This is a genomic window from Streptomyces rimosus subsp. rimosus (assembly GCF_000720725.1).
GTDB classification, from domain to species: Bacteria; Actinomycetota; Actinomycetes; order Streptomycetales; family Streptomycetaceae; genus Streptomyces; species Streptomyces rimosus_A.
Genome location: NZ_JOCQ01000049.1, coordinates 1 through 12,759, shown reverse-complemented (window position 1 = coordinate 12,759; position 12,759 = coordinate 1). Strand labels below are relative to the sequence as shown.

Genomic DNA, 12,759 nt, shown 5'->3' with positions numbered 1-12,759 from the left:
GCACGGGAACGCGGGTAACGTCCGGTCCGTTGATCGGGTACAGCCCGTGAACGGCGGGCCGTACGCCCCTCCCCCGACCCCACGGAGGCAGCAATGGCAGGCTTTCTCGACCGCGCCAAGGAGCAGGCTCAGAGCGCGCTGAACCAGGGCAAGCAGAAGGTCGACGAGGTCCAGCAGCAGCGGGCGGGCAACGACCTGCTGAAGAAGCTGGGCGCGGCCTACTACGCCGAGCGCCGCGGCAGCGGCTCCGATCAGGCCACCCAGGAAGCGCTGAGCGCGCTGGAAGCCCATATCGCCACCCACGGCGACGGCTTCCTGCGCGGCTGAAAAGGCACGGGAAAAAGTGGTGGAAAGCGGCTGAAACCGCTCGCTCACCCGCTCGTACACGCGACGAACGGCTGGTCTGGGACCTGACGTTCCAGTACAAGCGTTTTACGAGGCGGTGCGCGGTCGGCGGCCGCCGCGCACCGAACGGAGTCGGCCATGGCCCCACCCATGTCCGCGGACACCTTCCTCAAAGCCCTCAGAGACGAAGGTCTGGAGGTCGTCGAGGTCGGCGAGTGGCGCACGCACAACCGCGAAGGCCACGGCGCCTGGGGACCGGTGCACGGTGTGGTGATCCACCACACCGTCACGTCCGGGACCGAGGAGACGGTCCGGCTGTGCTACGACGGCAGCCCGGCACTGCCCGGCCCGCTGTGCCACGGTGTGATCACCAAGGACGGCCGGGTCCACCTGGTCGGCTGCGGCCGCGCCAACCACGCGGGCAGCGGCGACCGGGACGTCCTGAACGCCGTGATCGCCGAGAAGAAGCAGCTGCCCCCCACCAACCAGTACAACGCCGACGGCAACATCCACTTCTACGGCTTCGAGTGCGAGAACCTGGGCGACGGCAAGGACCCCTGGCCCGAGGCCCAGCTGGAGGCCATCGAGAAGGCCGCCGCCGCGCTGTGCCGCGTCCATGGCTGGAACGAGTACTCGGTCATCGGCCACCTGGAGTGGCGCGCCGACAAGATAGACCCGAAGGGTTTCACGATGAAGGACATGCGGGCCCGCGTCGGCGCCCGGCTGAAGTAGGTCCCGCCGGCACGCGACAATGGGTCGCGTGACCACCCCCGCCCCCGGACTCGCCGCACTGCGGCCGCGGCTGCCGTCCCCGCTCCAGCGGATCGAGGACGAGCGGTTCGCGCGCCGCGGTGTGCGGCTGCTCCTCAAACGGGACGATCTGATAGATCCCGAGCTGCCCGGCAACAAGTGGCGCAAGCTGGAGCCGAACCTGCGGGCGGCCGCCGGGGCCGGGGAGCGCACGCTGCTCACGTTCGGCGGCGCCTATTCGAACCACCTGCGGGCCACCGCCGCGGCCGGCCGTCTGCTGGGCTTCGCGACGATCGGCGTCATACGGGGCGCGGAGCTGGCGGACAAGCCGCTGAACCCGTCCCTGGAGCGCTGCGCCGCCGACGGCATGCGGCTGCACTTCGTCGACCGGGCCATGTACCGCCGCAAGGCCGACCCGGAGGTCGCCGAGGCGCTGCGCGAACGTTTCGGCCCGCACTACGTGGTCCCGGAGGGCGGCAGCAACGCGCTCGCCGCCCAGGGCTGTACGGCGCTGGGCCGGGAGCTGCGCGGCGAGACCGACGTCGCCGCCGTCGCCTGCGGAACCGGCGGCACCCTGGCGGGCCTGGCCGCGGGCCTGGCGCCGGATCAGCGGGCCCTCGGCATCCCCGTCCTCAAGGGCGGCGCCCCGCACTTCCTCGCCGCGGACACCGAACGCCTCCAGCACGCGGCCTTCGGCGGCCGGCGCGGCACCTGGGACCTGGACGCCCGCTTCCACTGCGGCGGGTACGCCCGCCGCACCCCCGAACTGGACGCTTTCGCCGCGGACTTCGAGGCCCGCCACGGCGTCCCGGTGGAGCGCCTTTACGTGGCGAAGCTCCTCCTGGGCCTGACCACCCTGACCGGGGAAGGGGCCTTCCGCCCCGGTACGACGGTCACCGCCGTGATCACGGGCGCGCCTTGAGAGCAGACGCGCCCTGAGGGGCACACCCGGCGGGGCCGTGCGGCACCGCGGACGAGCCCCGCCCCTTAGTCGGCCCCCTCCCGGTACGCCGCCGCCTCCTCCAGGTCCAGCCGCTTCAGCAGCACCCGCATCATCTCGTCGTCGATCCGCCGCTCGTCCCGCATCCGGACGAACACCTTGCGCTCGGCGTCGATCATTTCCCGCGCCAGCCGCCGGTACGTGTCGTCCGCCGACTCCCCCGTCACCTCGTTGACCGTCCCTAGCCGCTCCCACACGGCATTGCGCCGCCGTTCCAGTACGGTGCGCAGCCGGTCGGCCAGCGGGCCGGGGAGCGCGTTGCGCGGGTCCTCCAGCATCTCGTCGAGCCGCTGTTCGGCGGCCCGCGACGCCTCGTTCTGCGCCTGCGCCTCGGCCAGGGTCTCGGCCCGTACGTCCCGCTGCGGCAGCCGCAGCGCGCGGATCAGCGGCGGCAGCGTCAGCCCCTGCACGACGAGCGTGCCGATGACCGTCGTGAAGGTCAGGAAGAGCACCAGGTTGCGGGCCGGAAAGCCCTCGTCGGAGCCGTGGACGGTCATCGGGATGGAGAACGCGATCGCCAGCGAGACCACGCCCCGCATCCCGGCCCAGCCGACGATCACGGGTGCCTTCCAGTTCGTACCGGGCTCGCGGGTGCGGATGCGTTCCGACAGCACCCGCGGCACGAACGTCGCGGGGAAGACCCACACGAAGCGCGCGAGCACCACCACCACGAACACTATGGCCGCGTACCAGACCGCCTCCCCGCCGCCGAACTCGCCCAGCCCGCGCAGCACCACCGGCAGTTGCAGGCCGATCAGCGCGAACACCGACGACTCCAGCACGAAGGAGACCATCTTCCACACGGCCTCCTCCTGGAGCCGCGTCTCGAAGTCGACCTGCCACGACCGGTGCCCCAGGTAGAGCGCGACCACCACGACCGCCAGCACTCCGGACGCCCCGAATTCCTCCGCCACCTGGTAGGCCACGAACGGGATGAGCAGCGACAGGGTGTTCTCCAGCAGCGGCGCGTCCCGCAGCCGGCAGCGCAGCCAGTGCAGCGGGATCATCAGCACCACCCCGACCCCGATGCCGCCCAGCGCGGCGACCGCGAACTCCCGGATGCCGTCGGTCCAGGTCGCGCCCGCTCCGACGGCCGCGGCCACCGCCACCTTGTACGCGGTGATCGCGGTGGCGTCGTTGACCAGCGACTCGCCCTGGAGGATCGTCGTGATCCGGCTCGGCAGGCCCAGCCTGCGGGCGATGGCGGTGGCGGCGACCGCGTCCGGCGGCGCGACCACCGCGCCCAGCACGAGCGCCGCCGCCAGCGGCAGGTCCGGGATCATCAGGTACGCGACGTACCCGACGACGACCGTCGCGAAGAGCACGTAGCCGACGGACAGCAGCGCCACCGGCCGCAGGTTGGCCCGCAGGTCCAGGTAGGAGCTCTCCAGCGCGGCGGTGTGCAGCAGCGGGGGCAGCAGCAGCGGCAGCACGATGTGCGGATCGAGGGTGTAGTCCGGTACGCCGGGGATGTACGCGGCGGCCAGCCCGGCGGCGACCAGCAGCAGCGGCACGGGCACGGGCGTGCGCCGCGCGGCCCCGGCGACCGCCGCGCTTCCCGCGACCAGCAGCAGAAGTGGCATCACGTCCATCGGCCTCGTCCGTCCTGTCCCGTCCCGCCGGGCCGGCCCGCGCCGCCCGGTCACCGCGGCGGCCACCCGTGCCGTACCCGCTGGTGCGATCTAACCTGGCAATCATGAGCGAGTGCCCGCATGTTCCCGAACTGCCGCGCCCCGAGCCCGCCCCGCTGACCGACACCTGCCCCGAGTGCCTGGCGGTCGGCAGCCACCCCGTACAGCTGCGACTGTGCCTGGAGTGCGGACACGTCGGCTGCTGCGACTCCTCGCCGTACCGGCACGCCACGGGCCACTACGAGGCGACCGGCCACGCGGTGATGCGCTCGTACGAGCCGGGCGAGTCCTGGCGGTGGTGCTTCGTCGACGAGATGCTCGTCTGACGAAGACGGGATGCTCGTCCGACGAAGGCGCCGGAAGCCGGACAAAGAGGTGTCCGGGAAGGATGCCGGAAGGGGCTCCGGACGGGGCTCCCGGCCGGTCTCCGGGCCGATTCCCGGGCCCCGCGGCCGATTGTCGGTGCCGCCCGCTAGCCTTCAGGCATGATCCGCACCGCGACGGTCGACGACGTACCCGTCATCCACACGATGATCCGCGAGCTGGCCGCGTACGAGCGCGAGCCGGAGTCCGCGCGGGCCACCGAGGCGCAGCTGCGCGAGGCGCTCTTCGGCGAGCATCCGGCGGCGTTCGCGCTCATCGCCGAGGACGCCGGGGCCCCGGTCGGCTTCGCCCTGTGGTTCCGCAACTTCTCCACGTGGACGGGCACGCACGGTGTCTATCTCGAAGATCTCTACGTCCGCCCCGGAGCCCGCGGCGGCGGCCACGGCAAGGCGCTGCTGGCGGCCCTCGCGGAGATATGCGTGGAGCGCGGCTACGAACGTTTCGAGTGGTCAGTCCTGGATTGGAACGAACCGTCCATCGGTTTTTACCGGTCGATCGGCGCGGAACCCATGGACGGATGGACCGTCTTCCGGCTCACTGGAGATGCACTGCACAACCTTGCGGGCGTCTCGAACGTCAACGCAGCGTAATCAGCTTCGATTTGGCAGTGCAGACCCCTAGCCACTGTCCGTACCCGTAGGCTTACAATGAGTGACAGTCGTAGGACTGCGGGACGCTGCGAGTACAGCCGTCGTGCCGGAGGTCGGCCCTGCCTCTTCCGGGCGACATCGCCCCGCAGATCGCGATAGCGTCGCAGGCGAACCACGTGCCGCGCCGGAGCGTTCCCCTCTCCGTACGAGAGGGGCCGCGACCGGCGCGAATATCAGCTCAACCAGCTTGTGTCACCTTGGAGGTGAGGGTGTCCCAGATCGCAGGCGAGCCCGGGACCCAGGACTTCGTGGAAGTCCGGCTGCCCGCTGCGGGTGCCTACCTGTCGGTGCTGCGTACGGCCACGGCCGGCCTCGCAGCCCGCTTGGACTTCACCCTCGACGAGATCGAGGATCTGCGCATCGCCGTGGACGAAGCGTGCGCGATTCTTCTGCAACAGGCCGTGCCGGGCTCCGTACTGAGCTGCGTCTTCCGCCTGATCGACGACGCGCTCCAGGTGACCGTCTCGGCCCCGACGACCGACGGCCGCGCCCCCGAGCGCGACACCTTCGCCTGGACGGTGCTCTCCGCGCTGGCCGGCAAGGTCGACTCCACCGTCGCGGAGGACCGGACGGTCACGATCAGCCTGTACAAGGAGCGCGGCGCCGGTCCCGGACCGTCATGACCGAACAGGGGGCCCCGTGAAGGATCTTGAACGCGGCACGCGGATGGCGCCCGGTGTGGCCATCCCCGAGCAGCATGCCCGGCCGCAACCGGTGGGCGCGGATGACCACGGCGGCCGGTTGGACGCGGAGCAGGCAGAGCGGGCGGACCACATGGACCAGAGCGAGCACAGGCGGAACGAGCGCGATCCGCACACCCCGCACCACCCTCATGACCCTCACGACCCCCATGACCGCAGCGGCGCGCGGGCGATGTTCTACGAGCTGCGCAAGCTGCCCGACGGCTCGGCGGAGCGCGCCGAACTGCGCAACGCGCTCGTGCGCATGCACCTGCCGCTGGTCGAGCACCTGGCCCGGCGCTTCCGCAACCGCGGCGAGCCGCTGGACGACCTGACCCAGGTCGCCACCATCGGCCTGATCAAGTCCGTGGACCGCTTCGACCCGGACCGCGGCGTGGAGTTCTCCACGTATGCCACGCCCACCGTCGTCGGCGAGATCAAGCGGCACTTCCGCGACAAGGGCTGGGCGGTCCGCGTGCCCCGCCGCCTCCAGGAGCTGCGGCTGTCGCTGACCACCGCGACCGCCGAGCTCTCCCAGCGCCACGGCCGCGCCCCCACGGTCCACGAGCTCGCCGAGCACCTCGCGATCTCCGAGGAAGAGGTCCTGGAGGGCCTGGAGTCGGCGAACGCGTACAGCACCCTGTCCCTGGACGTGCCGGACACCGACGACGAGTCGCCGGCCGTCGCCGACACCCTGGGCGCCGAGGACGAGGCGCTGGAGGGCGTCGAGTACCGCGAATCCCTCAAGCCGCTGCTGGAGGACCTGCCGCCGCGCGAGAAGAAGATCCTCCTGCTGCGCTTCTTCGGCAACATGACCCAGTCGCAGATCGCCCAGGAGGTCGGCATCTCGCAGATGCACGTCTCCCGCCTGCTGGCCCGCACCCTGGCCCAGCTCCGCGACAAGCTCCTCGTGGAGGAGTGAGCGGGCTTCACCGTCGTCGGCCACCGCCCCGGTCTCGTCAGGAGCCCGGGGCGCCGTACGTCGGCCGCCCGACGGAAGCCCGGCGGCGTACGTACCGCCCGTACGACCGCGCACCGACCGTACGGCCGCGGCTCACGCCTTCGTACCCCGTACGGATGAGGTAGGGACGAGCACCCCGTTGGCTCAGTCCCGCGGCGCGATCCCCAGCGCCTCCGTGGCCGTCGGGTTCACCAGCAGGGCGAGGACCGCGATGGCGGCCACCGCCAGGCCGATGCCGGCGGCGATCAGTGCGCCGCCGCCGTTCACCAGCGTCCAGGCCACCGGGAACGCCACGATCTGGGTGATCAGCGAGGGCCCGCGGCTCCAGCGGCGGCGCAGCCACAGACCGCGCGCCGCGACCAGCGGCAGCGCCGCCAGCGCCAGCACGGTCAGGCCGCCCATCTCCGCCTGCCGGGGGCTGTCGGGCGAGCCGGCCAGGCCCACGACGAGCATGTAGACGCCGAGCGCGGCCAGTGCCAGGCCTTCGACGGCGGTGAGCACCGCGGCGGCGCTGATCCGGCCGGGCCGGGGCCCGCTCGGTCCGGCAGCGGCGTCGGCGGCCTTGCCCGGCCCGGCCGCCGCCTTCTTGCCGCCGGTGCCCGTCCGGGCTCCCCCGGCGGACGAGGCGCCCTTCGCGCCCCCGGCCCGTACGTCCGTTCCGTCCGGCTTGCTGCCCCGCGTCGCCCCGGCCGGCCGGGTGGGCCGGGCCGCCTTGGGCGCGGGGCGCTTCTGCTTGCTGCTCACCCCTGCAGGGTAGCCCCGGGGCACCCTCCCCACGGTGGGCAGGGAGTGGGGTCGGGTACCGGCAAGTAGGTACCCTGCATCACATGCGCGCACTTCTCGTGGTCAACCCCGCAGCTACCACCACCAGTGCGCGCACGCGTGAAGTGCTCACCCACGCGCTGGCCAGCGATCTGAAGCTGGAGGTCGCCGAGACGCAGTACCGGGGGCACGCCCGCGACCTGGCCCGGCAGGCCGCGGAGGGCGGTCAGATCGAGCTGGTCGTGGCGCTCGGCGGCGACGGCACGGTCAACGAGGTCGTCAACGGTCTGCTCACGCACGGCCCCGACCCCGACGCCCTGCCCCGCCTCGCCGTCGTCCCCGGCGGCTCCACCAATGTCTTCGCCCGCGCCCTGGGCCTGCCGAACGACGTGGTCGAGGCGACCGGTGCCCTCCTGGACGCGCTGCGTGACGGCAGCGAGCGCACGGTGGGCCTGGGCCTGGCGGCAGGCACCCCGGGTACTGACGACGAGGGCGTACCGGCCCGCTGGTTCACCTTCTGCGCGGGGTTCGGCTTCGACGCGGGAGTGGTCGGGCGGGTCGAACAGCAGCGGGAGCGCGGCAAGCGTTCGACGCACTCGCTCTACATGCGGCAGGTGCTGCGGCAGTACGTCGGCGAGTCGAACCGCCGGCACGGCACGATCACCCTGGAGCGGCCGGGCGAGGACCCGGTGGAACACCTGGTCATGTCGATAATCTGCAACACCGCCCCCTGGACCTACCTGGGCAACCGCCCGGTCTACCCGGCGCCCGCGGCGTCCTTCGACACGGCCCTGGACGTCTTCGCCCTGTCGAAACTCTCCGCGACCGCGGTGACGCGCTACGCGACCCAGCTCCTGGCGTCAACACCGGAGCGCGGCCCCCGTGGCAAGCATGTGGTCTCGCTCCATGACTTGACGGACTTCACCTTGCATTCCCAGGCTCCACTGCCCTTTCAGATGGACGGCGACCACCTGGGACTCCGTACGAGCGTGACGTTCACAGGCGTTCGCCGTGCACTGCGTGTGATTGTGTGAGCAGTAGGGCCTAAAGTCCTTTCAGTCGAACGTTTAGGCTGACTTCCACCCCCTAGAAGTACGGCTGTGACCTAGGCGACACCAAGGAATCAAAAAAAAGTTTCCGGAAGGGGTTGTATCCGCCGCCGAGGTTTGCGACTCTCTTCATGGCGATCGGGACGGCCGTTTCTTCCGGCCCCCTTGAGAGCCCGAATCCCCCTCCTCATTCTCAGGACCGCACCAGTTCTCAACTGGGGTTCGGCCCTTCCCTTGTGGAGGGATTCGTGAAAGCGTTCACATTCACAAGCAACGATCCCGTCACACGAGGAGATGGAGCAGCCATGGACTGGCGTCACCGCGCCGTTTGCCGCGAGGAAGACCCCGAGCTCTTCTTCCCCATCGGCAACACCGGTCCTGCGCTGCTGCAGATCGAGGAAGCCAAGGCCGTCTGCCGCCGCTGCCCCGTCATGGAGCAGTGCCTGCAGTGGGCGCTGGAGTCCGGCCAGGACTCCGGCGTCTGGGGTGGCCTCAGCGAGGACGAGCGCCGCGCCATGAAGCGCCGTGCAGCTCGCAACCGGGCGCGCAACGCCAGCGCCTGACCGCAGACGCCCCCCGTGGCCCCCGAGCCGCAGCGCGCAGTACCCCCACCGCTCCCCCAGCGCCCCGAGCGCCTGGGAGCCCCCCACGCAATGTGAGCTTTGAGCCCCGGACCAGATGGGTCCGGGGCTTACTGCTGTCCGCACCACCGGCCGGTCCGTCCGCACCCCCGGACCCACGGTCCTCGCCTCTAGGTCCGGACCTGTCCACCACCGGCCCACATCGCGCACCCCTCCCACGCGAAATGCACAGCTCTGCCACACCGTTGTCCATTCGCCGCCATTGCCGTCACTCTTTCGTTACGTCGATCTGCTGTGCGGCAGTTGGGCGACCCGGGTGGTCGGCGCGGACTTCTCTCCGGTATTCCTTCCCGAATTCCTTCCGATCGCCGCTCACTTGATGGGCGGCGGCTTCATCAGTGCTTCTCCGCCCGTACGGGAATGTCGAGAATCACCTGAGTGCCCCGTTCGGCGCCGGGCACCATGTCGAACTTTCCGCCCAACTCGCCCTCCACCAGCGTGCGTACGATTTGCAGCCCGAGGTTCCCGGCCCGGTGCGGATCGAACCCGTCCGGCAGGCCGCGGCCGTTGTCCTGGACGGTGACCAGCAGGCGGGGCTCCGTGCGGCTGCCGCCGCGCACCGCGCCGACCTCGACGGCCCCCTGGTCCCCTGGGACGAAGGCATGTTCGAGGGCGTTCTGCAGGACCTCCGTGAGGACCATGGAGAGCGGGGTGGCGACCTCGGCGTCGAGTATCCCGAAGCGGCCGGTGCGGCGGGTGGTCACCGCGCCCGGCGCGATCTCCGCGACCATCGCCAGCACCCGGTCCGCGATCTCGTCGAACTCCACCCGCTCGTCGAGGTTCTGGGACAGCGTCTCGTGCACGATCGCGATCGAACCGACCCTGCGCACCGCCTCGTTGAGCGCCTCGCGCCCCTGTTCGGAGTCCATCCGCCGGGACTGCAGGCGCAGCAGCGCGGCCACGGTCTGCAGGTTGTTCTTCACCCGGTGGTGGATCTCCCGGATGGTGGCGTCCTTGGTGATCAGCTCCCGTTCACGGCGCCGCAGTTCGGTGACGTCGCGCAGCAGGACCAGCGAACCGATGTGCGTGCCCTTGGGCTTGAGCGGGATGGCGCGCAGCTGGATCACCCCGTCCTCCCCCTCGACCTCGAACTCCCGCGGCGCCCACCCGCTGGCCAGCTTCACCAGCGCCTCGTCCACCGGGCCGCGCGCGGGCGCGAGTTCGGCGGTGGTCCGGCCCAGGTGGTGGCCGACGAGGTCGGCGGCGAGGCCCAGGCGGTGGTAGGCGGACAGCGCGTTCGGGCTGGCGTACTGGACGACGCCGTCCGCGTCGAGCCTGATCAGCCCGTCGCCGGCGCGCGGCGAGGCGTCCATGTCGACCTGCTGCCCGGGGAAGGGAAAGGATCCTGCGGCGATCATCTGGGCAAGGTCGGAGGCGCTCTGGAGGTAGGTGAGCTCCAGTCGGCTCGGCGTCCGTACGGTCAGCAGATTGGTGTTCCGGGCGATCACTCCCAGTACCCGGCCCTCCCGGCGCACCGGGATCGACTCGACCCGTACGGGCACCTCCTCGCGCCACTCGGGGTCGCCCTCGCGTACGATCCGTCCCTCGTCCAGGGCGGAGTCGAGCATCGGCCGGCGGCCTCGCGGAACGAGATGGCCGACCATGTCGTCCTGATAGGAGGTCGGTCCGGTGTTGGGCCGCATCTGGGCGACGGACACGTACCGTGTGCCGTCGAGGGTGGGGACCCACAGGACGAGATCGGCGAAGGAGAGGTCGGAGAGCAGCTGCCACTCCGACACCAGCAGGTGCAGCCATTCCAGGTCGGAGTCGCTGAGGGCGGTGTGCTGGCGTACGAGATCGTTCATGGAGGGCACGCCCTGGAGCCTACCGGCGTACGGTGGGGGTGTTGCCCTCGCAAGGGCATGGACAGATCTAAATGGTCTAGTCCACAATGAGTTGGGTATCGCAGCCCGCGAGGGCGGCCGCCAGGCCCGCGATACCGCACCAAGAACCGCCGAAACCTCCGCTCTCCCCGCACAGGAGGGCGGATAGAGGCCCGAGCGCTCTCTGCCCTGACTGCGCGACGGCCTCAAATCGACCGGCCTCCGGGCGTGCGTGTGTTCCTGCCGCACGTGGGGCGCAAGCCGCCGCCGGGCCGGCCGATGAAGCTCCGGGCTGCGGTGCCGGACAGGTTGAGGGTCCTGTCCCGGCGCCGCGGCCCGCGGGTGTTTGGGCCCCTATGCGGCCTCGCCCTTCCCGGCGGGCCAGGCGGCCATCGCCAGCTCGGCCACCCGCTCCAGCGTCGTACGGTCCGCACCGTCCCTGGCCTGCTGGGACATGCCCTGGAGCACGGCCCCGCTATAGGTCGCGAGTGCGTGCGCGTCGGTGTCGGCGGGCAGCTCACCGGCCGCGATGTCGCTCCGTATCCGCGCCTCGACCGTCGCCACGTTCTCGGCGCGGCGCTCCTGGAGGCCGCGCATGACGTCCTCGGACTGCGCCGTGCAGTTGGTGGCGGCCGTGATGACCATGCAGCCACGCGGATAGCCCGGCAGGGTGTGGAAGGCCGCCGCCTCGCGCAGCATCCGCGCCACGGCCCGGCGCGCCGTCGGCTCCTCGGCGAGGGCCCGGCCGGAGAAGGCGCCGAAGTCCCGGACATACGCCTCGATCGCCTCCTCGAAGAGCGTCCGCTTGTCGCCGAACGCCGCGTACAGGCTCGGCGCCCTGATGCCCATGGCATCGGTCAGGTCCGCGATGGAGACCGCCTCGTAGCCGTGCTCCCAGAAGGCCCGCATCGCCTGCTCCAGAGCCGTCTCCCGGTCGAAGGACCGGGGCCGCCCACGCTGTTTCGTCGCCATCCTCGAATTCTATAGCGCCCGCTACGGAAAGCCTGCTACGGTCTTTCTGTAGCAACCGATACAGAAAGGGGGGCGCGGTCATGGACGTGCTCACGGGCAGGACGGCGCTGGTCACGGGCGGCAGCAGGGGCATCGGCCGGGCGATCGCCGAGCGGCTGGGCCGGGACGGCGCGCGGGTCGCGGTGCATTACGGACGCGACGAGACCGCCGCGAAGGAGACGGTGGCGGCGATCGAGGAGGCCGGCGGCCGGGCCTTCGCCCTCCAGGCCGAACTGGGCGTCCCGGGCGACGCCGCCGCACTGTGGTCGGCGTTCGACACCCAGGCCGACGGCCTGGACATCCTGGTGAACAACGCCGGCGTGACCGGTCGGCGCGAACCGCTCCAGCACGCGACGGAGGAAGACTTCGACCACGTCTTCGCGGTCAACACGAAGGCCCCGTTCTTCATCACCCAGCTGGGCCTGGAGCGGCTGCGCGACGGCGGCCGCGTCATCAACGTCTCGACGGGCCTCACCCACGGCGCCGCCATGCCCGAACTGATCGCCTACGCGATGACCAAGGGCGCCATCGACGCCTTCACCTCAACGCTCGCCAAGGCCCTGGCCCCCCGCGGCATCACCGTCAACGCGGTCGCCCCCGGCGTGGTCGACACCGACATGAACGCAAGCTGGCTCCGCAACGACTCCGAAGCCTGGCAGGCGTCCTCGGACATATCCCCCTTCGGCCGCGTGGGCGAGCCCCGCGACATCAGCGACATCGCCGCCTTCCTGGCCTCGGACGACAGCCGCTGGGTTACGGGGCAGTGGGTTGATGCGACCGGGGGTGCGCTGCTTTGAGGTGAGGGGTGTGGCTGAGGGGTGGGGGGCGCTGCTGCGGGGTTGAGCCGGGGGCGCTGCGAGGTGAGCGGGCGTCGCTGCGAGGTTGAGCCGAGGGCACTGCGGGGTGGGGGCGTCGCTGCGAGGTTGAGCTGAGGGCGCTGCGAGGTGAGGGCGTTGCCGCGGGGTTGAGCCGAGGGCGCTGCGAGGTGGGGGCGTCGCTGCGAGGTTGAGCGGCGGGCGCTGCGAGGTGAGGGGGCGTTGCTGCGACATGAGCGGGGGTCGCTGCGAGGTGA

Annotated in this window: 14 protein-coding genes; 10 read left to right on the top strand and 4 right to left on the bottom strand. The window is 71.2% G+C overall.

Going from position 1 to position 12,759, the window contains the following annotated elements; translation table 11 throughout:
• Window positions 1–93: 93 nt before the first annotated feature.
• The 3 genes from IH45_RS0124285 to IH45_RS0124275 all read left to right on the top strand — a co-directional run bounded on the left by IH45_RS0124285 (window position 94) and on the right by IH45_RS0124275 (window position 2,017).
• The gene (locus IH45_RS0124285) at window positions 94–327 is read left to right on the top strand and encodes a hypothetical protein (protein ID WP_030672219.1); all 234 of its coding nucleotides are present in this window, start codon (window positions 94–96) and stop codon (window positions 325–327) included.
• A 156-nt stretch (window positions 328–483) separates the two neighbouring features.
• A complete protein-coding gene (locus IH45_RS0124280; RefSeq protein ID WP_078897755.1) occupies window positions 484–1,077 on the top strand; it encodes a peptidoglycan recognition protein family protein in 594 nt (197 codons plus the stop codon).
• Between the two features lie 19 nt (window positions 1,078–1,096).
• On the top strand, window positions 1,097–2,017 hold the full coding sequence (locus IH45_RS0124275; protein ID WP_030672213.1) for a 1-aminocyclopropane-1-carboxylate deaminase/D-cysteine desulfhydrase: 921 nt from the start codon (window positions 1,097–1,099) through the stop codon (window positions 2,015–2,017).
• A gap of 65 nt (window positions 2,018–2,082) precedes the next feature.
• Here the strand turns inward: IH45_RS0124275 and IH45_RS0124270 are convergent, their stop codons facing one another.
• On the bottom strand, window positions 2,083–3,687 hold the full coding sequence (locus IH45_RS0124270) for a Na+/H+ antiporter (RefSeq protein WP_030672210.1): 1,605 nt from the start codon (window positions 3,685–3,687) through the stop codon (window positions 2,083–2,085).
• Between the two features lie 104 nt (window positions 3,688–3,791).
• Between IH45_RS0124270 and IH45_RS0124265 the strand changes: the two genes are divergently transcribed.
• The 4 genes from IH45_RS0124265 to IH45_RS0124250 all read left to right on the top strand — a co-directional run bounded on the left by IH45_RS0124265 (window position 3,792) and on the right by IH45_RS0124250 (window position 6,362).
• Window positions 3,792–4,052 carry a UBP-type zinc finger domain-containing protein gene (locus tag IH45_RS0124265; RefSeq protein ID WP_030672206.1) on the top strand — a complete coding sequence of 87 codons (261 nt, stop codon included), beginning with the start codon at window positions 3,792–3,794 and terminating at the stop codon, window positions 4,050–4,052.
• Window positions 4,053–4,211: 159 nt separating this feature from the next.
• Window positions 4,212–4,700, top strand: coding sequence for a GNAT family N-acetyltransferase (locus tag IH45_RS0124260; protein ID WP_030672203.1), 489 nt, complete (start codon window positions 4,212–4,214; stop codon window positions 4,698–4,700).
• Window positions 4,701–4,969: 269 nt separating this feature from the next.
• Entirely contained in the window at window positions 4,970–5,383 is a 414-nt protein-coding gene (locus tag IH45_RS0124255) for an ATP-binding protein (RefSeq protein ID WP_003985353.1), read from the top strand.
• Window positions 5,384–5,426: 43 nt separating this feature from the next.
• Window positions 5,427–6,362, top strand: a complete 936-nt coding sequence (locus tag IH45_RS0124250) for an RNA polymerase sigma factor SigF (protein ID WP_003985354.1) — start codon at window positions 5,427–5,429, stop codon at window positions 6,360–6,362.
• 183 nt (window positions 6,363–6,545) lie between these two features.
• Here IH45_RS0124250 and IH45_RS1000000145880 read toward each other — a convergent pair whose 3' ends face one another.
• Window positions 6,546–7,145, bottom strand: coding sequence for a hypothetical protein (locus IH45_RS1000000145880; RefSeq protein ID WP_078897754.1), 600 nt, complete (start codon window positions 7,143–7,145; stop codon window positions 6,546–6,548).
• An 83-nt stretch (window positions 7,146–7,228) separates the two neighbouring features.
• On the opposite strand from IH45_RS1000000145880, the gene IH45_RS0124240 reads away from it, so the two are divergent.
• Window positions 7,229–8,197: a diacylglycerol/lipid kinase family protein gene (locus IH45_RS0124240; RefSeq protein ID WP_030672198.1), complete on the top strand. Its 969-nt coding sequence runs from the start codon at window positions 7,229–7,231 to the stop codon at window positions 8,195–8,197.
• Window positions 8,198–8,517: 320 nt separating this feature from the next.
• Complete coding sequence (locus IH45_RS0124235) at window positions 8,518–8,775, top strand: WhiB family transcriptional regulator (protein ID WP_003983230.1); 258 nt, start codon at window positions 8,518–8,520, stop codon at window positions 8,773–8,775.
• Window positions 8,776–9,188: 413 nt separating this feature from the next.
• On the opposite strand, the gene IH45_RS0124230 is transcribed toward IH45_RS0124235, so the two are convergent.
• A complete protein-coding gene (locus IH45_RS0124230) occupies window positions 9,189–10,658 on the bottom strand; it encodes a sensor histidine kinase (RefSeq protein ID WP_030672196.1) in 1,470 nt (489 codons plus the stop codon).
• Between the two features lie 372 nt (window positions 10,659–11,030).
• Window positions 11,031–11,648 carry a TetR/AcrR family transcriptional regulator gene (locus IH45_RS0124225; RefSeq protein ID WP_030672193.1) on the bottom strand — a complete coding sequence of 206 codons (618 nt, stop codon included), beginning with the start codon at window positions 11,646–11,648 and terminating at the stop codon, window positions 11,031–11,033.
• An 80-nt stretch (window positions 11,649–11,728) separates the two neighbouring features.
• Between IH45_RS0124225 and IH45_RS0124220 the strand changes: the two genes are divergently transcribed.
• Window positions 11,729–12,484 carry an SDR family oxidoreductase gene (locus tag IH45_RS0124220; RefSeq protein ID WP_030672189.1) on the top strand — a complete coding sequence of 252 codons (756 nt, stop codon included), beginning with the start codon at window positions 11,729–11,731 and terminating at the stop codon, window positions 12,482–12,484.
• The last annotated feature ends 275 nt before the right edge of the window (window positions 12,485–12,759 follow it).

Coding starts and splice junctions, on each gene's coding strand:
- IH45_RS0124220 (WP_030672189.1), top strand. CDS start 11,729: ATGGACGTGCTCACGGGCAGGACGGCGCTGGTCACGGGCGGCAGCAGG.
- IH45_RS0124240 (WP_030672198.1), top strand. CDS start 7,229: ATGCGCGCACTTCTCGTGGTCAACCCCGCAGCTACCACCACCAGTGCG.
- IH45_RS0124260 (WP_030672203.1), top strand. CDS start 4,212: ATGATCCGCACCGCGACGGTCGACGACGTACCCGTCATCCACACGATG.
- IH45_RS0124230 (WP_030672196.1), bottom strand. CDS start 10,658: ATGAACGATCTCGTACGCCAGCACACCGCCCTCAGCGACTCCGACCTG.
- IH45_RS0124275 (WP_030672213.1), top strand. CDS start 1,097: ATGGGTCGCGTGACCACCCCCGCCCCCGGACTCGCCGCACTGCGGCCG.
- IH45_RS0124265 (WP_030672206.1), top strand. CDS start 3,792: ATGAGCGAGTGCCCGCATGTTCCCGAACTGCCGCGCCCCGAGCCCGCC.
- IH45_RS0124225 (WP_030672193.1), bottom strand. CDS start 11,648: ATGGCGACGAAACAGCGTGGGCGGCCCCGGTCCTTCGACCGGGAGACG.
- IH45_RS0124285 (WP_030672219.1), top strand. CDS start 94: ATGGCAGGCTTTCTCGACCGCGCCAAGGAGCAGGCTCAGAGCGCGCTG.
- IH45_RS0124270 (WP_030672210.1), bottom strand. CDS start 3,687: ATGGACGTGATGCCACTTCTGCTGCTGGTCGCGGGAAGCGCGGCGGTC.
- IH45_RS0124250 (WP_003985354.1), top strand. CDS start 5,427: ATGGCGCCCGGTGTGGCCATCCCCGAGCAGCATGCCCGGCCGCAACCG.
- IH45_RS0124235 (WP_003983230.1), top strand. CDS start 8,518: ATGGACTGGCGTCACCGCGCCGTTTGCCGCGAGGAAGACCCCGAGCTC.
- IH45_RS0124280 (WP_078897755.1), top strand. CDS start 484: ATGGCCCCACCCATGTCCGCGGACACCTTCCTCAAAGCCCTCAGAGAC.